Annotated in this window: 17 protein-coding genes; 3 read left to right on the forward strand and 14 right to left on the reverse strand. The window is 72.5% G+C overall.

What is annotated here, in order from left to right; genetic code table 11:
- Positions 1 to 33 precede the first annotated feature (33 nt).
- Together KF840_11955 and KF840_11960 are read left to right on the forward strand one after the other, a co-directional pair.
- On the forward strand, positions 34 to 1,347 hold the full coding sequence (locus KF840_11955) for a methyltransferase domain-containing protein (GenBank protein ID MBX3025610.1): 1,314 nt from the start codon (positions 34 to 36) through the stop codon (positions 1,345 to 1,347).
- A gap of 61 nt (positions 1,348 to 1,408) precedes the next feature.
- Positions 1,409 to 2,296 (forward strand): methyltransferase domain-containing protein, encoded by an 888-nt coding sequence (locus tag KF840_11960; GenBank protein MBX3025611.1) that lies wholly within the window; start codon positions 1,409 to 1,411, stop codon positions 2,294 to 2,296.
- Here the strand turns inward: KF840_11960 and KF840_11965 are convergent.
- The 5 genes from KF840_11965 to KF840_11985 all read right to left on the reverse strand — a co-directional run bounded on the left by KF840_11965 (position 2,284) and on the right by KF840_11985 (position 7,601).
- Positions 2,284 to 3,243: a hypothetical protein gene (locus KF840_11965; GenBank protein ID MBX3025612.1), complete on the reverse strand. Its 960-nt coding sequence runs from the start codon at positions 3,241 to 3,243 to the stop codon at positions 2,284 to 2,286. The genes KF840_11960 and KF840_11965 overlap by 13 nt on opposite strands.
- A gap of 31 nt (positions 3,244 to 3,274) precedes the next feature.
- Positions 3,275 to 4,078, reverse strand: a complete 804-nt coding sequence (locus KF840_11970; protein MBX3025613.1) for a class I SAM-dependent methyltransferase — start codon at positions 4,076 to 4,078, stop codon at positions 3,275 to 3,277.
- Positions 4,079 to 4,086: 8 nt separating this feature from the next.
- On the reverse strand, positions 4,087 to 4,896 hold the full coding sequence (locus KF840_11975) for a class I SAM-dependent methyltransferase (GenBank protein MBX3025614.1): 810 nt from the start codon (positions 4,894 to 4,896) through the stop codon (positions 4,087 to 4,089).
- Between the two features lie 280 nt (positions 4,897 to 5,176).
- The gene (locus tag KF840_11980; protein ID MBX3025615.1) at positions 5,177 to 6,346 is read right to left on the reverse strand and encodes a radical SAM protein; all 1,170 of its coding nucleotides are present in this window, start codon (positions 6,344 to 6,346) and stop codon (positions 5,177 to 5,179) included.
- A complete protein-coding gene (locus tag KF840_11985; GenBank protein MBX3025616.1) occupies positions 6,333 to 7,601 on the reverse strand; it encodes a radical SAM protein in 1,269 nt (422 codons plus the stop codon). The genes KF840_11980 and KF840_11985 overlap by 14 nt, the downstream gene beginning before the upstream one ends.
- A gap of 162 nt (positions 7,602 to 7,763) precedes the next feature.
- Here KF840_11985 and KF840_11990 point away from each other — a divergent pair, with 162 nt between their 5' ends.
- Entirely contained in the window at positions 7,764 to 8,387 is a 624-nt protein-coding gene (locus KF840_11990) for a hypothetical protein (protein MBX3025617.1), read from the forward strand.
- Between the two features lie 22 nt (positions 8,388 to 8,409).
- Here KF840_11990 and KF840_11995 read toward each other — a convergent pair whose 3' ends face one another.
- The 9 genes from KF840_11995 to KF840_12035 form a co-directional block, all read right to left on the reverse strand.
- On the reverse strand, positions 8,410 to 9,093 hold the full coding sequence (locus KF840_11995) for a glycosyltransferase family 2 protein (protein ID MBX3025618.1): 684 nt from the start codon (positions 9,091 to 9,093) through the stop codon (positions 8,410 to 8,412).
- Positions 9,090 to 11,057 carry a hypothetical protein gene (locus KF840_12000; protein ID MBX3025619.1) on the reverse strand — a complete coding sequence of 656 codons (1,968 nt, stop codon included), beginning with the start codon at positions 11,055 to 11,057 and terminating at the stop codon, positions 9,090 to 9,092. The genes KF840_11995 and KF840_12000 overlap by 4 nt, the downstream gene beginning before the upstream one ends.
- Positions 11,054 to 11,905, reverse strand: coding sequence for a class I SAM-dependent methyltransferase (locus KF840_12005; GenBank protein MBX3025620.1), 852 nt, complete (start codon positions 11,903 to 11,905; stop codon positions 11,054 to 11,056). The genes KF840_12000 and KF840_12005 overlap by 4 nt, the downstream gene beginning before the upstream one ends.
- 66 nt (positions 11,906 to 11,971) lie before the next feature.
- Entirely contained in the window at positions 11,972 to 13,435 is a 1,464-nt protein-coding gene (locus tag KF840_12010) for a hypothetical protein (GenBank protein MBX3025621.1), read from the reverse strand.
- A gap of 116 nt (positions 13,436 to 13,551) precedes the next feature.
- Entirely contained in the window at positions 13,552 to 14,565 is a 1,014-nt protein-coding gene (locus KF840_12015; protein MBX3025622.1) for a glycosyltransferase family 2 protein, read from the reverse strand.
- On the reverse strand, positions 14,562 to 15,869 hold the full coding sequence (locus KF840_12020; GenBank protein MBX3025623.1) for an ABC transporter ATP-binding protein: 1,308 nt from the start codon (positions 15,867 to 15,869) through the stop codon (positions 14,562 to 14,564). The genes KF840_12015 and KF840_12020 overlap by 4 nt, the downstream gene beginning before the upstream one ends.
- A 115-nt stretch (positions 15,870 to 15,984) precedes the next feature.
- On the reverse strand, positions 15,985 to 16,833 hold the full coding sequence (locus KF840_12025) for an ABC transporter permease (protein MBX3025624.1): 849 nt from the start codon (positions 16,831 to 16,833) through the stop codon (positions 15,985 to 15,987).
- 93 nt (positions 16,834 to 16,926) lie between these two features.
- A complete protein-coding gene (locus KF840_12030; GenBank protein MBX3025625.1) occupies positions 16,927 to 17,865 on the reverse strand; it encodes a glycosyltransferase family 2 protein in 939 nt (312 codons plus the stop codon).
- Positions 17,862 to 19,034: a glycosyltransferase gene (locus KF840_12035; GenBank protein MBX3025626.1), complete on the reverse strand. Its 1,173-nt coding sequence runs from the start codon at positions 19,032 to 19,034 to the stop codon at positions 17,862 to 17,864. The genes KF840_12030 and KF840_12035 overlap by 4 nt, the downstream gene beginning before the upstream one ends.
- Between the last annotated feature and the right edge of the window lie 6 nt (positions 19,035 to 19,040).

The raw sequence follows: 19,040 nt of genomic DNA on the forward strand, positions 1-19,040 counted from the left end.
GGCCCTCCAGCGCGTGGCGTTTCGGCAGGCGCGATGTTAGGCGAACGGTTCACCATGCGGCCGCCGGATCTCGATGAGCTCAGGGACGACCTGATCAATTTCCGCGCCGAGCTCGAGGAGCCGGGCGTGCGCGAGGAGCTGATCCGCACCGGGCTGCCGCGACTGCTGGCGACCCTGGAGATGATCCCCGACGAGGCGGCGACCGGCGACCTGCTGGAGCTCGGCTCGAGCCCGTACTTCCTCAGCCTCTGCCTGCACCGCCTCTGCCGCGGCCGGGTGGCGCACGGCAACTACTTCGGCACCACGGCGCGCCACGGCAGCGACCGCCTGGTGCACCAGCGCACCGGCGAGGCGATCGACTTCGCCTTCGAGCTGTTCAACATCGAGAGCGACGACTTCCCCTACCCCGACGCGTCGTTCGACGTGGTCGTCTTCTCGGAGCTGATCGAGCACCTCGGCCTCAATCCGGTGCGCACGCTGAGCGAGATCCACCGCGTCCTGCGGCCGGGCGGCGCGGTGGTGGTGACGACCCCGAACGCGCTCTCGCTCGAACGCTTCGCGACCTTCGTGCGCGGCGGCAGCCAGATGGTCGACCGCTACTCGCCGCTGTTCGGCTACGGCGCCCGCCACAACCGCGAGTACAACCCGGTCGAGCTGCGCGCCCTGCTCGAGGCCTGCGGCTTCACCGTCGAAGCGATGGCGCTGCGCGACCTGGTCGAGCACCCGCCGCGCGAGCGCTGGCAGCGCCGCGCCTGGGAGCGCTTCCTCCGCCTCTACTCCGACATGCCGCGCGCCGAGCACATCTTCCTGCGCGCCCGCCGCGGCGAGCGCTTCCGCTGGGCCTTCCCGCCCGACCTCTTCGACAACATCCAGTTCTACACCCTGGTGCGCCACGCCTGGATGGAGATGGGCATCAACGACGCCATCCAGTGCGCCGCCGGCTGGCACGCGCTCGAACCGCGCGACGGCGCGCCCGGCATGCAGCGCTGGATCCGCGACACCGGCCAGGCCTTCCTGAAGACGCCGGAGCAGGCGCGCGGCGTCGCCCTCGACCTCTACGCCGCCGCGGCGCCGGGCGCGCCGCCGGCGCGCCTGCACGTCATCGTGTGGGACCGCTGGCTCGGCCGCGTCCAGGCGCAGAACGTCTACGTCGACGCCGTCGTCGCGCTCGAACGCGGCCGCTGGCAGCGCGTCGAGCTGCCGCTCGGCGCCTACCGCGCCCGCCCCGGCGACGAGGTGGAGGTCCGCCTGACGCCCGAGCCCGCCGACCTCGCCCAGCACCCCGCCCTCGCCGCGCTGCCCGAATCGCAGCGCACCGTCGCGGTGCACCGGGTGGAGTACGTGTGACGGCGCTGGGCGGCGCCGGGCGCGAGGAACCGCCGCCGCGGCGCCCGCCGGGCGTTCGCTGATGTTCAAGCAGTACGTGCACGCCGAGATCGCCGCCGGCCTCGACGAGACCTACCGCTTCGAGGCGTGGGCGGGGCAGACGCCCGGGGCGGCGTACTACGACGTGCACGCGGCGGTGATCGACGAGCGCGAGCAGTGCGTCCCGATCCTGCGCGACGTCCTCGCCGGCGGCCGCAAGCTGATCCTCGAATCGGGCTGCGGCAGCGGGCGTTGGCTGGCGTGGTTCGCGCGCCAGGGGCATCGCGCGGTCGGCCTCGACGACAGCGCCGGCCCCTTGCGGGTGGCGCGCGCGCACGACGCGGCGATGCCGCTGGTGCGCGGCGACGCGCTGGTCTCGCCGTTCGCCGACGGCGTGTTCGACGTCGCGTTCTCGGCCTACGTCGCCGAGCACTTTCCCGACGGCCCGGACGCCGTGCTGCGCGAGCTGCATCGCGTCGTCCGCCCCGGCGGCGCGCTGGTCCTCATCGTGCCCTTCGAGAACTGGTTCCGGCGGGCGATGCTGCAGCCGGCGCTGCGCGCCTACTACGCCTGGGCGCGCTGGCGCGGCCGGCCCCTCGCCTTCACCGAGCACCGCTTCCGGCGCGACGAGGTGCTCGCCGCGGTGCGCGGCGCCGGCTTCGCGGTCGAGCGCGTGGCGCCGGACGACTACCGCTATCCGTGGGCGAAGGGCCTGTGCGTCGACCTCGGCGGCCTGGTGCGCCCGCGCGGTCTGGCCGCCGGCGGCTGGGAGCTCAACGCCCCCGGCCGTCTGCTGGCGCGAACGCTGAACGCCCTGTCGCCATGGGCCACCTGCGCCGGCGTGCTGGTGGTCGGCCGCAAGGCGTGCGGCGCGTCAGTGCCAGCACCGATTCCAGGCCGCGCTCAGGCGCGTCCCGATCAGCGGCGCTGACGCGGCGCACCCCCCGCGCCGTGTTCCACCAGCCAGTTGGCGACGCGCTCCCCCGCCGCCGCGTGGCCGGCGGCGGTGGGATGGCCGTCGGGATAGAAGATGTCGGGGCACGGAGGCGCGGGGCAGAGAGCGCGGAACTGCACGCCCAGATCGATCAGCGGCGCGCCGGTTTCCGCCGCCACCTCGCGGATGACCTGGCTGGCGAAGCGGTACGCGTCCTGTTCCGAGGGATAGGTGATGAGCACCACCTCGGCGCCGCTGTCGCGAACTGCCGCGACGATCGCCGCGAGGTTGTCGCGCAGCCCGACCTGCCAGTTCGGCACCCCGCCCTCTTTCCGCTCAAAGCCGCCGGCGAATCGCTGTCCGTCGAGCTCGATCTCGCCCCGCAGGTCGGCAGGCAGCGTCGCCGTATCCTCCGGACGCAGGCGGTACGCCGGATCGGCTCGATACGTCACCTCCGGGGCGGCGCCGCGCGGCGACAGCGCCTGGCGCAGCATGAAGAGGAAACGAAAGGCACGCGAGTGCCGCCACAGCCACTGCCGGATGCTCGGCCACCCATCGCCGGCGGCCGGCAGCGGCTCCGGGACGGTCCAGAAATCGTTGGCGCCGACCATCACGGTGACCGTGTCGGGACGGACGGTGGCAAGCGCCGATGGCAGTGCAGCGCGGATGCGCGACGAGTTGTTGCCCGGATACCCGAGGTTGATCACGTCGACCCGCTGGCCGCGGCGACCGAGCGCGAGGTGCAGCTGGTGCGGGTAGGCGTCGTCGCGCGTGGGCAGGAAGATGCCGTAGGTATTCGAATCGCCGAGACAGAGCAGGCGTGGCGCCGTCCCACCTCGCAGCGCGCTCGGCTCCGGAACGACCGATGCGCCGAGGCGCAAGACGATCTCTAGGAGCACCAGGGCGGCGAGCACGCCGAACGCGATCGCGCCGCCGCGGGCCACGAACGTCCGTATTCGGGCCGCCCCATCGCGCTCACCGCGCCCGGGCGACGAACACCACCTCGCCGCACACCAGCCACGGCGTCCAGCGCTGCAGCAGGTTGGCGAGGCGGCCGGCGAGACCGGGGAGGACGAACAGCTCGCCGGTGCGCGGCTGCAGCGGGCTGAAGGCGAGGTTGTTCCAGTCGACCCACAGGCCCATGTTCTTGGGCGGCCGCAGCTCGTTGGGGTAGGCGGCGAGCGGCGTGAATCCCGCGTCCGCCAGGTAGCGGCGGACCTCGGGACGCGAGAAGCGGTACTCGTTGAATCCGAGCTGCTGCCCGGCCGCGAGGCGGCGGCGGGTGACGCGATCGAGCAGGCGATTGCCGATCACCCGTCGCCACGGGTTGTTGAACGGCACGGCGAGGATGAGCAGGCCGCCGGGGCGGAGAATGCGACGCGCCTCGGCCAGTGCCGCCTGCGGGCCGGCCTCGTCGTGCTCGACGACGCCGAGGGAGATCACCGCCTCGACGCTGGCGTCGCGCAACGGGATGCGGCGCACGTCGCACCGCGCCATCGCCAGCCCGGGCTCGTTCTCGGCGGCGATGACACAGCCGTTGTGGTCGATCTCCAGGCCGAGCACGTCGTAACCGCGGCGGCGCAGGTAGATCGGCCATTTGCCGCTGCCGCAGCCGGCGTCGACGATCAGCCCCTGGCGCGGCAGGTGGCGCAGCAGCACGTCGCGGATCAGCTCCTCCTCGCACTCCTCGAGCGGCACCTGCCGCCCCTCCTTGCGCCACGACGCCTGGCTCCACTCGATCGGCGAGAGGCTGTTCCAGAGGAGGACCTTGTAGCTCATGCCGCCGCTCACCCCTGCTTGCGCGCCAGCACCGTCACCTCGCCGCAGGTCAGCCAGGGGGCGAGGCGGACGGCGGTGGCGGCGGCGCGGCCTTTCCAGCCGGGGAGCGCGAAGAGCTGGTCGGGCGGTGTCGGGCGGAAGGGGTCGAAGGTCAGGTTGTGCCAGTCGACCGAGAAGCCGATGTTCTGCGGCGGCAGGAAGTCGTCGGGATGGGCGCCGACGACGGCGAAGCCGGCGGCGGCGAGATAGCGGCGCAGCTCGGCGAGGCTGAAGCGGTACTCGGCGAAGGCCAGCCGCCAGCCGGCGCGGCGACGGCGGCGGGTCACCCAGCGCAGCGCCGGATTGACCAGCAGGCGGCGCAGCGGGCTGTTGAACGGCACGTCGAGCACCAGCAGCCCGCCCGGCTTGAGCACGCGGCGCAGCTCGCGCAGGGCGGCGAGCGGACCGGCCTCGTCGTGCTCGACGACGCCGAGCGACAGCACGGCGTCGACGCTGTCGTCGCGCAGCGGCGCCCGCTGCGCGTCGGCGAGCGCCAGCGCGACCTCGGGCTCGGCGCGGCGGGCCAGGCCGAGCGCCTCCCGGCTGCAGTCGAGCCCGATGCTGCGAAAGCCGTGGCGCCGCAGCCAGATCACCCACTTGCCCGTACCGCAGCCGGCGTCGACGATCACCCCGTCGCGCGGCAGCTCGCGCAGCAGCAGCGGCCCGATCAGCTTGCGCTCGCATTCCTCGGTGGTGACCGCGCCGCCCTCGACCTTCCACCCCGCCTGGCTCCACTCGATGGGCGTCAGCGTCGCCGGCATGTGGATGGCGAAGCTCACGGCGGGCCGCTCCACGGGGCGCGTCGCCCCCCTGGAGCGCGCCGCGCCGGCGGAGGCGCCGGATCGGCTCGGGCGAGCTGGTCCGTGGGGACGGGGAAGGCGTGGAGGGCCGCGCTCCCGCGCGGCCGTTGCAGCGCGCGGCACGTGACGCGCATCGGGCGCGGATCGCCAGGCGCCGGCGTCGTTCGGCCGCGCCGGAGCGCGGCCCTCCAGGCCCGCCCAACCGGAAACGCCATGCCGAGCACGCGACCGTCCGCGATGGCGACGCCGGCCGCCGTGCTCACGCCGTCTTCCGTTCGCGCTGCGGCCGCCGGTTCCAGAAATAGTTGAAGCAGTCGTTGGTGCCGAATCCCGGCTCGAACGGCTCGCCGGTGGCGAGGTGGCGCTGCCAGCGCTCCCAGATGACGGTGATCGGGCAATCGCGGCAGACGTGCGCGGCGCCGCCGGGGAGGTGGCGGTCGCGGAACAGGGCGCGCGCCTGTTGCATGCCGGGGCCGTTCCAGAGAGCGGCGAAGTCGGGGGCGCCGCCGTCGCCGGCGCTGGCGGCGATGCGGCCGACGTCGTCCTCCTCGTAGAACGTGCCGCAGCACGGGGCGACGCCGCCGTCGTTGTGCACCACGGCGTCCTGCCACGGGAAGCGGCAGCGCGCCGGCGGCGTCGGGTACCAGAAGAAGCGGTGCTCGCTGAGCGGATCCCACTCCGCGCCGACCGTCCAGCCCTTGGTGACGGCGATCTCCATCTCCAGCTCGGCGGCCATGGCGCGCGCCGTCTCGACGTCGTCCACGTTGTGGGGGAACACGTGGAACTCCCAGACCAGCTTCGGCGCGACGGCGCCGAGCCGGCGTCTCGCGTCGCGCACCAGGCGGCAGTTGGCCAGCACCTGCTCGAGATTGCCGCGCCGCCGGTAGCCCTCGTAGGTCTCCTGGCGGGCGCCGTCGATCGAGACGCCGAGCACGTCGAGCCCCGAGGCGACCAGCCGCTCGGCGCGCGCCGCGTCGAAGGGGAAGCTGAAGTTGGTGCTGATCTGCGTCGACAGGCCGCGCCGGTGCGCCTCCTCGAGCATGGCGAAGATGTGCTTGGCGAGCAGCGGCTCGCCCCAGTTGTAGAAGTCGACCGAGAACAGCGTCGGCGCGAGCTCGTCGAGCAACCGGCGGTAGAGATCGAGCGTCATGCTCGAACGGCCGCGACCGCGCTCGCCGGCGCCGGTGAAGCAGGCCGGGCAGCGCAGGTTGCAGACGTTGGTCGCCTCGACGGTCAGGCGCAGCGGCTTGCTGCGCAGCACGGTGCGGCCGCGCGCCTCCTCCCAGCGCGAGAGGTAGAGGTTGGCGAGCTTGCGCGCCGTCAGGCGGCCGCCCGGCACCTGCGGCGGGGTGAGGAATTCGCGCAGCGAGCGCAGGCGCGGGTGCGCGACGACGCGCTGCACCAGGCCCGACATCTCAACGAACGGCACGCTCGCCGTCGTCGGCGGCGGCCGCCACCGGCAGCGGCACCACCTTCGGCGAGCGCCCCTCGGGCCGCGCCGGCCGGCGCTCCCAGAAGTAGTTGGCGCAGTCGTTGGCGGTGAAGTCGGGGCGGAACGTCGCCTTGCTGCCGCCGGCGCGCGTGTGGGCCTCGAAGCGCTCCCAGTTGACGGTCACCGGACAGCCGAAGCAGACGTCCTCGCGCTCCGCCGGCGAGCCCTCGCGGCGGCGGAAGAAGCGGCGCGCGGCGGTGAAACGCTCGCCGTTCCACACCTCGCGGAAGCTCGCGGCGCCGCCGTCGCCGGGCTTCGCCGCCAGGCGGCCGCGGTCGTCCTCGCGATAGAACGTGCCGCAGCACGGCGACACGCCGCCGTCGTTGTTGACCACCGCGAACCCCCACAGGAACGGGCAGCGCCTCGGCTGCGCCTCGAGGAAGTAGCGGAACGCCCCCTCGGTGTCCCACTCCGGGCCGATCACCCAGCCCTTGTCCACCGCGATCTCCATGTCGAGCTCGGCCGCCATCTGGCGCGCCGCTTCGATGTCCCCGGTGTTGTGCGGGAAGACGTGGAACTCCCAGATCATGCGCGGCCACTGCGAGCTCAGGCGGCGCTTGGCGTCGCGCACCAGGCGGCAGTTGTGCAGCACCAGCGACAGGTCGCCCTTGACCCGGTACTGCTCGTAGGTCTCCTGGCGGGCGCCGTCGATCGACACGCCGAGCACCGTCAGCCCCGACTGCACCAGGCGCTCCGCCTTCTCGGCGTCGAACGGGATGCTGAAGTTGGTGCTGACCGTGGTCGAGATGCCGCGCTGATGCGCCTCGCCGATCATGGTGTAGATGTGCCGCGCGAGCAGCGGCTCGCCCCAGTTGTAGAACTCGAGCTCGAACAGCGTCGGCCCGAGCTCGTCGAGCAGCCGGCGGTAGAGATCGAGCGACATGTGCGAACGCGCCCGCCCCTCCTGGCCGCTGCCGGTGAAGCAGGCGGGGCATTTCAGGTTGCAGATGTTCGTCGCTTCGACCGTCAGCTTGATCGGGTTGCCGCGCAGCCGCGTGCTGCCGCGGCCGATCTGCCAGCGCACCAGGTAGAGATTGAGCAGCCGGCGCAGCGTCAGCTCGTAGCCCTGCCAGGGCGGCAGCGAGAGGAACTCGCGGGCGTCCGTGTAGGTCTCGCTGGTGACGACCCGCCGCCACCAGGGGTGGGCGATGAGCGTCGACCAGGCGCGCTGAAGGGGCTCGGGAAGCGTCATGCCGTGGCCTGGGGCAGCGCGAACAGTAGCGGCCCCCTCCGCAGAGAGTCAACGCAGTTCGCGCCGGCGCCGCGACGCGGCGGCGCGCGGCCTTCGCTGTTCATTTGTGCCGCCGCATTGGCTAGCATGGCGCCTTCTGTCCCATCCACGAGGAGGTCACGAATGCTGCGCACACCGCGTCCCATCGCCCTGCTGATTCCCCTGGTCGTGCTGGCCAGCGGCTGCCTCATCGAGTCGACGCTCGACGCCAAGGGCGGCGGCACCGTCAAGGCCACGTACAAGATCGCCAAGGACCAGAACCTGGATCAGCAGAAGAAGCAGTTCACCAGCGCGACGATGTCGGTGACCAAGGCCGAGCTGGACAAGGACAACACGGTCCACATCGAAGCGGCGTACACGGACCTCGCCAAGCTCAACACGGCGCCGATGTTCAAGAACGTGGTCCTGGCGGTGACCAGCGATGCCAAAGCCGGGACCAAGACCATCACCGCCAAGCAGGTGAACCGCAACCAGGCCAAGCTGCCGCCGGCGGTCCTCGACTACTTCGGCAACGAGTTCACCTTCTCGATCACCCTGCCCGGCGAGGTGGTCAAGACGAACGCCGACTCGACCAGCGGCAACACCGCGACCTGGAAGATGGCGTTGACCAGGATCCTGGGCGACAAGGAGATTCCGTTCGAGGTGACGTACAAGGTCGCGGCCGACGACAAGGCCGCGGCCGACGACAAGGCGGCGGCCGGCGACAAGGGGAGCGCCGCGACGGCGGCGACGCCGGCGAAGAAGTGATCGCGCGGCTGGTCGCGGCGGCTCAGACGGTGCCGCGGATGCGGTAGCCGATCAGCGCCGCGACCAGCTTCAGCGTCTCCGGCACGTGGCGCATCTTGGAGCGGCCGCGGGCGCGCACCGCGTACTCGATGCCGATCTCCTCGATGCGGTGCCCCGACAGCGCCACCAGGGCGGCGATCTCGGCGGCGTGCTCGAAGCCGTGCCGGCGCAGCCGTTCGAGCGGCACGGCGCCGCGGCGCAGCCCTTTCATCCCCGTGTAGAGGTCGGTCGTCCGCTGCCCGTACAGGCGGTTGTAGAGGGCGGTGCAGAGGGCGTTGCCGACGCGGCGCACCAGCGGCATCGCCGCCGGCGCGCCGCCGCGGAAGCGCGAGGCGTACACCACCGCCGCCGTGTCGAGCGCCGCGACCAGCCGCGGCAGCGCCTCGGGCGGATACTCGAGGTCGGCATCGATGATCAGGATCTTCTCGCCCGAGGTGCGGCGGATGCCGTCGCAGATCGAGCCACCGTAGCCCTCGTTGGTAGCGTGGCGAATGACGGTGACGAACGGGTAGCGCGCCAGCCGTTCCAGGGTGCCGTCGGTCGAGCCGTTGTCGACGAAGACCAGCGCCTCCCCGAGGCCCTGCCGCACGACCCGGGCGACGAGCTCGTCGACGTTGTCGGCCTCGTTGAAGACCGGCACGATGATGTCGACCGGGCGTGGCGTCATGCGGCCCACTCCAGGATCTGGAACGGCGGCGCGTCGACCGCGACGCGATAGTGGCGGTCGATGATCGCCGCCGCCTGCGGATAGACGCGGCGGAACAGGTGTCGGGTCGACTGCGCCTCGACCAGCGTCGGGCGCACTCGCTGCAGCGCCTCGACCACCTGCGACTCCGGCAGCAGGGCGCGGGCGACGTCGTCGTCGATCAGCCCGAAGCCGATCAGGTAGAGGATGAACTCGCCCGCCGGCAGCGCCGAGTCGCGTCCGGCGAGGAGGTAGAACAGCGAGTCGGCGGTGGTGACCAGCAGCGGCGCGCCGGGACGCCGCAGCAGCGCTTCGCTGACGACGCGCGCCGCCTGGCCGCGCGGCGACGGATCGACGATGCCGCGCAGCGGCCCGCTGTCCGGCGCGGTGCCGCCGGCGGCGCGGACGGCGACCAGGGAGCGGACGAAGGGCGACGCCAGCAGGAGGACGGTCGTCGCGCCGACGATCGCCGCCGCCCGGCGCCCGCCGGCCAACCATCGGTCGCCGAGTCCGGCGGCCAGCGGCAGAAAGGCGGGCGCCGCCATCGCGATGTGCCAGAAATCGCCGCTCGGGTAGAGAAACAGCAGGCTGATGGCGCCAAACGCCGCGAAACGGACCAGGGCGGCGGACGGGGGCGCCGCGGAGCGCAGCGCCCAGAGGCCGCCCCAGACGACCGCCGGCACGAGCAGCGCCAGGGCGCCGAACCAGATCGCATCCCAGCCGAAGCCCCCCGCCGCGATCGCGCCGCAGACCGCGACCGCCGCCAGCGCCGCGCCGCCCCATGCCGCGCCGCGCCCGCGGCGCGCCGCCGCCACCGCGGCGATCACGCCGGCGGCCGCCACCCAGGCCGGCCAGGCGGGTCGGAAGTACGGCTCGAACCACTCCAGGCGTTGTGGCAGCCCCGAGAGGGTGTCGAACGCGAACGCCCCGAGGGCGCCCTGGGCGGCAAAGTACCCGGCGTACGCGAACAGCGGCGCCGCGGCGGCCGCGGCGGTCGCGAGCACGCCGGCGGCGCCGGCGGCGCGGTCGTCGACCGGCAGGAGTCCGCGCCACTCGCGGTGCGCCGCCAGGGCGAGCAGCGCGGCGGCCGGCGCGCCGACCACCAGCGCGGTCCAAGCATCGCTGCGCGGCGCGAGGTAGGCGGCCGCGAGCACCGCGGCGACGGCGAGCGTGAGCCAGCGGATGGCGCGCCCGAGGATCCCGGCGAGCCAGGCCGGCGGCCGGCCCGCGCCCTCGCCGGGCGCGAGCAGGAGCGAGACGGCGAGCGCCATCAGCGCGAACAGGCCACTGGTCTGCTTGAAGGATGCCGCCAGGCCGAAGCACAGGCCGGCGACCGCGCAGCGCAGCGTCAGCCGCGCCGGCAACGCCAGCGACGCCCACAGCCCCAGCAGGCACAAGGTGAGCGCGAAGTGGTTCGCGTACGGCGTGTGGAACAGCCACCACGGCGCGCCCCACATCACGGTCGCGAGCGCCGCCGCCGCCAGCGCGACCGCCGGCGCCGCGACCTGGCGCGCGCACAGGTACACCGCGGCGATGGTCCCCAGCTTGACGACGAGCATCGCCAGGCGCAGCCCGTAGAGCTCCGCGCCGACGAGGCGGAGCAGGACCCCGTTCAGGTAGAACAGCGACGGCCCGTAGGCGTGCGGGAAGTCGCGGTAGGGGACGGCGCCATCCAGCACCTGCCGGCTGGGCAGCAGGATCATGCCGCTGTCGGCCAACTCGAGCCCGAAGGGCAGCGACAACCTGAAGTAGGCGGCGGCGCCGACCAGGAGCAGCGCCGGCCCGCCCCAGCGCAGCAGGACGCGCGGCGCCGACCGGCGATGCGGCGCCACGGCCATGGCCGCGCCGCCGGGCACCGCGAGCGCGTGCAGGAGCGAGTTGGTCGCGATGCCCGACGGCGCGCGGCGCGCGGCCCCGGCATCGCCGCGGCGGGGCGCCCGCGTCATCCGGGCGCTCGCGCCACGATGGTGAAACGCCAGGCGAACCAGCGGGCGATGGCACCGACCAGCGGCGCGCGGGCGATCGCGTCCTCGAGCCACAGGAGCGCCCGCATCACCCGCAGGCTGCGACCGAACGCCGAGCCGGCGTAACAGCCGGTCAGCGGGTAGGCGAGAAAATCGGAACGGCTCTCGCGCACCGTGCAGCCACCCTCTCGCAGGACGCCGAGGATGCGGTGCTCGTGGAAGTCGCGCTTGAAGCGGATGTCGATCGGGGACTCGTACTGCACCGAGGCGCGGAAGACGATCGGATCGAGGAGCCGGTGCACCAGCGTGGTGAAGGTGGAATTGAGCGGCTCGTAGATCACCAGCAGCCCGCCCGGGACGAGGACCCGCAGTGCTTCGCGCAGGGCGGCGGCGTAGTCGATGACGTGGTGCAGGGCGCCGTCGAACACGATGCAGGCGGCGCTGGCGGTGCGAAACGGCAGCCATTCGCCGTCCGCCTGGACGCCGGCCAGCCGGGCCTGCGGCAGGGCGGCGACGGCGCGCGACACGTCGAGGCCGATCAGTGGTCGCGTCGAACGCGGCGCCCGCTCCTGGGCGTAGCGGAGGAAGTGCCCGCGCCCGCAGCCGACCTCGATCACGCTCCCCTCGGGAGCGGCGGCGATCTCCGCCAGCAGACGATCCCACTGGTGGTGGAAGACCGCGGCGCTGCCCGCCGCCGCGAAGGGGCGGTCGAGCAGGTCGACGCCGACCTCGTCCTGCCAGGCGCGCTCCAGGGCCCGGTAGCGTCGCGCCTCGTCGGCATCCGGCGCCGTCGCGTCGGGCGCCGTCCTCGCATGCTCGTGCGGCCTCAAGCGATCGTGCATACCAGAGCCGGCGCGCCCGGGCCATCGTCGAACGGGCGGGCGGCCGAGACGCGGCTACCCCCACGCCCCCGTGTCCGACCAGCGCCGGCGCAGCAGCAGCGCGAGCACGCGCACGAAGGTGTCGACCGTCTGGTAGCGGCCGTGGACCTGCAGGTACTCGAGGTCGCGGCTGTAGTAGTTGATCGGGATCTCGATGATGCGGCGGCGGGCGCGCAGGACCTCGATGACCATCTCGGGAAAGATCTCGGCGTCCTCGGACGTCAGATTGTCGCGGATGGTGGTGTAGGTCGAACGCCAGAGCGCGCGGTAGACGCAGCAGATGTCGGTGAAGCGGCACTCCAGCCGCCACCACAGCATCTGCAGCAGCTTGGCGAGAACGATGTGCGCCAGGCGGACGATGCCGCGCATGTTGGTGCCCTGTTCGATCATCTGCCTCGTGGTGCGGGTGCCGACCACCATGTCGGCGTCGCGCAGGTAGACGAGGAACTTGCCGACGTCGCGCGGCGCGAAGGTGTCGTCGCTGCAGGCGAGCAGCAGGATGTCCCCCGCGGCCCGGTCGAGGCCGAGCTTCACCAGCGTGGCGATGCGCGCCGTCGGGTCGTCGGCGGTGACCAGGCGAACCCGCACCCCGTCGGCGACGCGCTGCAACGCCGGCGTGGCGGAGCGGGCGACGGCCACGACCTCGTCGACCCCGGCCTCCTCGGCGTAGCGGGCGACGACCCGCGCCGCGCCCTCGTCCTCGCCGTCGACCACGTAGACGAAGCTGGTGCGTTTGCGGTCGAAGGCGTGATCGCGCACCAGGTAGTTGGCGGTGTTGAGGTCGTCGCGCGAGTTGATGTTGACGTAGTGGCCGCGCAGCGTGAACGGCGTCATGCGCGCGCCGGCGCGCGCCAGGCCGGCGAGCCACGAGGTCCAGTCGCGCGGCCCGCTCTCCGGCCCGCCGGCGTAGGCCTGCTCGAGGCGGCGGAAGATCTCCGGCTGGATCAGGTAGGTGCCGGTGCCCATCATGCGGCCGATCGGGTGCGTCGGCTTCTCCACCAGGTCGACGATGCGGCCGTCGCGCACCTCCATCGCGTAGTTCTTGCGGATCTGCTTGGCGTACTCGGCGGCGATCTGCCCGCACACGACCAGCGACTGCGGGTCGGCGGTGGTCAGCAGCTCACCGTGGTTGGAGTCGACGTAGCACTCGTCGGCGAGCAGCATCACGCACGGCCGGTCGATCGTCCGCCCGGCGAGGAACACCGAATAGGGCAGCTCGAGATTGATGCGCGGATTGTCGACGTAGGTGATGGCGACGCCGAGGCGCGCGCCGTCGCCGAAGTGGCGCTTGATCACCTCGCCGTGATGGCCGACGACGATGCGCACGTCGCGCACCGCGAGCTGGTCGCGCAGCAGCTCGACGTTGCGCTGCAGGTTCGGCACCCCGTCGACGTCGAGCATCGATTTCGGCACCGTCGCCGTGTACGGGTAGGCGCGCACGCCACGGCCGGCGGCGGGGAGGAGGCCGATCAGGGACATCGGGGTCGAGGCGCCTCGGGCTGTTGCGCGGTCAGGCGGTCAGGGACCGAAGGGCTGGTTCGCGAGGCGTCCCGTCCCTGACAGCGCCACGGCCCAAGCGCGTCACACCCCGCCCCTCACGCGCCCAGCCAGCGCAGGATGCGGATCACCAGGGTGTCCGGCGGCTCGTTGGTCGGCACCGGCATGCGGATGGTGATCTTGTCGCGGCGCAGGCGGCTGGCGAAGCCGTCGACCATGCCGGTGACGAAGTGCTCCTGGCTCATCACGGCGCGGATGACGGCGCCGAGGGCGATGGCGCTGATGCGACCGGTGACGCCGATCATCATCATCAGCAGCAGCCACGCGAACTGGAACGGGTTGGCGTGCTTCTTGGCGAACAGGATGGCGTTGCGGCCGAGAAAGTAGCCGTAGGAGAAGACGATCGGCTTCGAGAGGTCGGCGCTCGAGGCGCCGCGGTGCTGGATGGCGGCGGTGTCGACGTAGACGACGCGGTAGCCGAGCTTGCGCGCCCGCATGCACCAGTCGACGTCCTCGTTCACCTGGAAGAAGTCCTCGTCGAAGATGCCGACCTTCTCCAGCGCCTCGCGGCTCATCATGCAGCCGTTGCCGATCACCCAGTCGACGTCCTTCGGCGACGACTCCGGGTAGTCGCGCACGAAGCGCCCGTGCGTCTTGCAGAGCATCGGGCCCCAGTTGAGGATGCCGTACTTGCCCCAGGTGAAGGCGGGGTTCTGCATGTAGAGGTTCTTCGCCCCGGTGATGGCGATGCGCGGATCGGCCTGCATCGTGCGCACCAGCTCCTCGAGGCAGTTGGCGATCATCTTGGTGTCGCTGTTGAGGATGAAGACGTACTCGGCGCCGTGCTCGAGCGCGTAGCGGATGCCGACGTTGTTGCCGCCGACGTAGCCGAGGTTGTCGTCGTTGACGATCAGCGTGATCCAGTCGTACTTGGCGCGCAGCGTCGCCACCGTCTCGTCGGCCGACGCGTTGTCCACGACCACGACCTCGAGGTTGGGATATGTCACCTCGGAGAAGCTCTCGAGGCAGGTCACGACGTCGTCGACGCGATTCCAGGTGAGGATGATGACCGTCACCTTCGGTGCGGTCGGGGCGGGGACGGATGCGGTCACCGCGCGCCTCCTTTCTGCCGTTGCCGGACGATGGGTTCGGGGGTGGCGGCTGCGTCGGCGGCGCCGACGCGGAAACTGACGCGGCCCTGCAGGTCGGCGTAGCTGATCCGCCCGTGCATGTCGGCGCCGGTGTGGCGGCCGAGGCCGCCGTGGACGACGAATTCGATCGCCGCCTCGACCAGGTCGTAGTACTGCGTGGAATCCTTGTCGGCCAGGCCGACGCCGACGCGGTAGCGGCCATTGCGCATCGCGGCCACGAAGCGCACCCGCCACTCGATGCGCTGGCCGGCGGCGAGCGACGGCGCCTGCGCGCCGAGCGCGTGGCTGGTGTCGCCGTACACCGGAAAGCCGTCGTCGGCGTTGATGCCGATGCCGAGGACCGGGGACTCGACGTCCTCCATGGCCTCGCACTCGATGACCAGGGTGGCGAGGTCGCCGCAGCGCACGCGACCGACGGCGCGGCCGGCCTCGTTCTCGATCCAGCCGCGCAGGACGCGGATCTGCCCCTCGCCCCAGACGCGCGTTCCGCCCGCCTGCGCCGCGGCCGCGGGCAGCGCCGTCTCGGCGGTCTGCTCGCGGCCCACCGTGCTGAGGTAGGCGGCGATCACCGCGTCCGGATCGCCCTGGGCGGCGATGCGGCCGTGGTCGAGCCACACCGCCTCGTCGCAGAAGCGCTGCACCTGGCCGAGGTCGTGGCTGACCAGCACCATCGTCTTGCGACGCTGCTTCAGGTCCTCGAAGACGTTGAGGCACTTGAGCTGGAAGTCGGCGTCGCCGACGGCGAGGATCTCGTCGAGCAGCATGATGTCGCTCTCCGCCTGCAGCGCGGTGGCGAAGCCGAGGCGGGCGCGCATGCCGGTCGAGAGGTTCTTCAGCTTGGCGTCGCGGAAGCGGTCGAGGTCGGCGAAGCGGATCGCCTCGTCCACCCGCCGCGCCACCTCGCGGCGCGGGTAGCCGAGCACCGCGGCGTAGAGCTCGACGTTCTCGCGCACCGTCAGCTCGTTGCTGAAGCCGAGGCCGAGCTCGAGCAGCGCCGACATCGAGCCGTCGACATGCACCGCGCCGCGGTCCGGCGGCAGCAGCCCGGAGATGATCTTCAGCAGCGTCGACTTGCCCGAGCCGTTGCCGCCGATGATGCCGACGAAGGTCCCCGCCTCGATCACCAGGTCGACGCCGCGCAACGCCTCGAAGCGCTCGTAGGTGGTGCCGCGGAAGCCGCTGAGGATGCGCTCGGTGAGCGTCGTGTGCACCTCGTGCGGGATGCGGAAGGTCTTGTGGATGTCGCGCAGATCGATCGCCGGCATGGTCGTCAGCGCTTCCCGACGGCGCCCGCGCGGCGAACGCGACGCGCCGCGGCGGCATCGCGGCATGCCCCCGCTCCGCTCCGCGTTCTCGGCGTGGTGTGCATCCGTTCGGGGCTCAGAAGTGCTCCACGAGCCGGTGCTGCAGGCGGCGGAACATGTGGTAGCCGAGCAGGCAGACGCCGACCGACATGGCGGTCGTCAGCAGCAGGCCGCGGGCGCCCGGCCACCAGCCGTAGATGAGGGCGCGGCGGCTGTCGCCGATGATGCGGCCGACCGGATTGACCCAGACGATCCAGCGCCAGCGCTCCGGCACCATCAGGTCGAGGTAGATGATCGGCGTCAGCCAGAAGCCGACCTGGAGGACGATGTTCCACAGGTAGCCGACGTCGCGATAGCGCACGTACAGCGGCGCCAGGAACAGCGAGGTGCCGAGGGTGAGCAGCACCAGGTCGACGAGCAGGATCGGGAAGGTGATCGCCGGCATGGTCAGCGGCGTGCCGGTGACCCGCAGCAGCACCGCCAGCACCGCCAGATTGATGATGAAGGTGAGGCCGGCGCTGAGCAGGGCCGAGTAGACCATCACCTCGCGCGGCAGGACGGTCTTGGTCAGCAGCTCGGCGCGCGACAGCAGCGAGCCGGCGCCGGTCGCCGTCCCCTCGGAGAAGAAGTTCCACAGCGCCACGCCGAGCAGCAGGAACCCCGGGTAGTTGGGGACGTCGAGGCGCATGAAGAAGGTGAAGACGACGTAGTAGATGGCGAAGAACATCAACGGGTTGAGCACCGACCAGGCGTAGCCCAGGGCGGAGTGGGTGTAGCGGATCTTGAAGTCCTTGAGGGCGAACTGCAGCACCAGCCAGCCGTAGCTGGCGCGCCGGCCGCCCCAGCTCGTCGGCGCGCCCGGCAGAATGCGCCGCCGCCCGTTCGCCGCCGTGGCCGCGGGTTGTGCCCGTACCCCCCGTGTCATCGAAACATCCACCGATTACAGGGTTGCGCGGCGAGTCACAACGGCGAAGAACGGGATGCCCGGCGGGCGGCGGCGAGCGGTCCGCGCGCCGCGCTAGCGCACGTCGGCCATGCCGAGGGCGGCGAAGGGGATGGGGCGGTCGCGCCAGGCGTCGAGGGCGCCGCGCAGGAAGGCGCGCTCGCGGGCGATGCCGGGGGCGTCGCGGCGCAGGGCGGCGCGGGCGGCGCGCCCGGCGCAGGCGGCGAGCGAGGCGGCGGCGAAGCGGAGCTGCTGCCGCGGCGCGCCGTAGCGCTGGGCGATGCGGACGCCGTTGCGGCCGAGGAAGTAGGCCTGCGGGAAGACGCGGTGGGCGCCGGGCGCCGAGCTCGAGCCGCCGCGGTGCAGGATGGCGGCGTCGCCGGCGTAGACGACGCGCCAGCCGGCGCGGCGGGCGCGCAGGCACCAGTCGACGTCCTCGTGGTAGCCGAACAGCGATTCGTCGAGCAGCCCGATCTGCTCCAGCGCCGTCCGCCGCCACAGGTAGCCGTTGCCGATCGCGACGTCGACGTCGCGCGTGCCGCGCCAGGGCGCGCCGTCGGGCTGGCCGGCGCCCTCGCTGCGCACCAGGAACGGCCCGTAGGTGAGCGTGCCGAAGGCCCCCCACAGGCGCGCCGGATCCTCGAGCAACAGGTTGCGGCAGCCGACCACGGCGATGCGCGCGTCCGACTCCGCCACCCGCACCAGCTCGTCCACCATGCCGGCGGTCACCTCGGTGTCGCTGTTGATCAGCAGCGCGTAGTCGGCGCCGCGCGCCAGCGCCCAGCGGATGCCGACGTTGTTGCCGCCGGCGTAGCCGAGATTGCTCGGGTTGCGGATGATCGCCAGCCCGGGATGCGCCGCTTGCAGCGCCGCCACCGTGTCGTCGGCGGAGGCGTTGTCGACCACCACCGGCGTCAGCCGCGGGTAGGTCAGGCGGGGCAGGCTGGCGACGCAGCGCAGCACGTCGTCGCGCCGGTTCCAGGTCAGGATGAGCAGGACGACGTGCGGGGTCACCGCGCGCCCCGCAGGACCTCGTCGTACAGCGCCCGCGTCTGCGCCGCGATGTGATCCCAGCCGCAGTGCCGCTCGACGTAGCGGCGGCCGTTGGCGGCGCAGCGGGCGCGCTCGGCCGGGTCGTCGAGCAGCGCCTGCAGGGCGATGGCGAGGGCGGCGGGATCGCCGTAGGGGACGACGCGGCCGCCGTCGGCGGCGCGCACCACCTCGCCGCAGCCGGAATCGTCGCACACCACCACCGGGGCGCCGCACATCAGGCCCTCGGCGGCGACCAGGCCGAAGATCTCGTCGGTGGAGGGATAGGCGACGACGTCGGCGTCGACGTACGCCGCGTTGCGGTCCTCGCCGAGCAGCAGGCCGGGGAAGAGGACGCGGTCGCCGAGGTGCAGCTCCTCGACGATGGCGCGCAGCGGCGCCTCCGGCATCATGAAATTGCCGGCGACCACCAACCGCACCGCCGGCGGCAGCCGCGCCAGCGCCCGCAGCAGGACGTCGACGCCCTTGCGCGGCGTGATCTTGCCGACGAACACGATCAGCGGCCCGTCGCCGAGGCCGAAGGCGCGGCGGAAGCTGCCGCGCGGCGGCAGGGTCGCGAACTCGGCCAGGCGGACGCCGTTGGGGATGACGCGGATGCGCGCCCGCCCGACGCCGACCCGCTCGTAGTGCGGCACCTCGGCCTCGGAGACGGCGATGCAGGCCGCCGCGTGCTCGAGGATGTCGTCGGCGCCGAGCAGATCGAGGACGCGCTTGATGAGCACGTAGCGCTCGATCGGCGGCACCGTGCCGTTGCCGGTGAAGACGTAGGGGATGCGCCGGCGCCGCGCCGCGGCGCCGACCAGCGCCTCGAGCAGGTGGCGGTGCGAGTGGATGTGGACGATGTCGAACGCCGCCAGGTCCTTCCACGGCGCCTGCAGGATGCCGAGCGGCAGGTAGAGCTGGCGGTGGTAGGCGAGGCCGTTGTGCAGGTTGCGGAAGCGGCGGATGTAGACGCCGTCCACCGTCTCCTCCGCCGTCGCGCAGCGGCTGGCGGCGTCGAGCGCGTCGGTGGTCCACACCGTCACCTCGTCGCCCGCGGCCGCCAGGCTGCGGCAGACCTCGTAGGCGCAGCGGGGAATGCCGCCGTACGCCCAGGCGGGATAGAAGCTCGGCGAGACGTGGAGAATCCGCACAGGAGG

This window comes from bacterium (genome assembly GCA_019637795.1).
GTDB lineage: Bacteria > Desulfobacterota > Binatia > HRBIN30 > CADEER01 > JAHBUY01.

Excerpts from the sequence above, each read along its gene's own strand:
- KF840_12010 (MBX3025621.1), bottom strand. The coding sequence starts at position 13,435 with ATGTCCCTGATCGGCCTCCTCCCCGCCGCCGGCCGTGGCGTGCGCGCC.
- KF840_12020 (MBX3025623.1), bottom strand. The coding sequence starts at position 15,869 with ATGCCGGCGATCGATCTGCGCGACATCCACAAGACCTTCCGCATCCCG.
- KF840_12025 (MBX3025624.1), bottom strand. The coding sequence starts at position 16,833 with ATGACACGGGGGGTACGGGCACAACCCGCGGCCACGGCGGCGAACGGG.
- KF840_11960 (MBX3025611.1), top strand. The coding sequence starts at position 1,409 with ATGTTCAAGCAGTACGTGCACGCCGAGATCGCCGCCGGCCTCGACGAG.
- KF840_11990 (MBX3025617.1), top strand. The coding sequence starts at position 7,764 with ATGCTGCGCACACCGCGTCCCATCGCCCTGCTGATTCCCCTGGTCGTG.
- KF840_11985 (MBX3025616.1), bottom strand. The coding sequence starts at position 7,601 with ATGACGCTTCCCGAGCCCCTTCAGCGCGCCTGGTCGACGCTCATCGCC.
- KF840_11970 (MBX3025613.1), bottom strand. The coding sequence starts at position 4,078 with ATGAGCTACAAGGTCCTCCTCTGGAACAGCCTCTCGCCGATCGAGTGG.
- KF840_11955 (MBX3025610.1), top strand. The coding sequence starts at position 34 with ATGTTAGGCGAACGGTTCACCATGCGGCCGCCGGATCTCGATGAGCTC.
- KF840_12000 (MBX3025619.1), bottom strand. The coding sequence starts at position 11,057 with ATGACGCGGGCGCCCCGCCGCGGCGATGCCGGGGCCGCGCGCCGCGCG.
- KF840_11995 (MBX3025618.1), bottom strand. The coding sequence starts at position 9,093 with ATGACGCCACGCCCGGTCGACATCATCGTGCCGGTCTTCAACGAGGCC.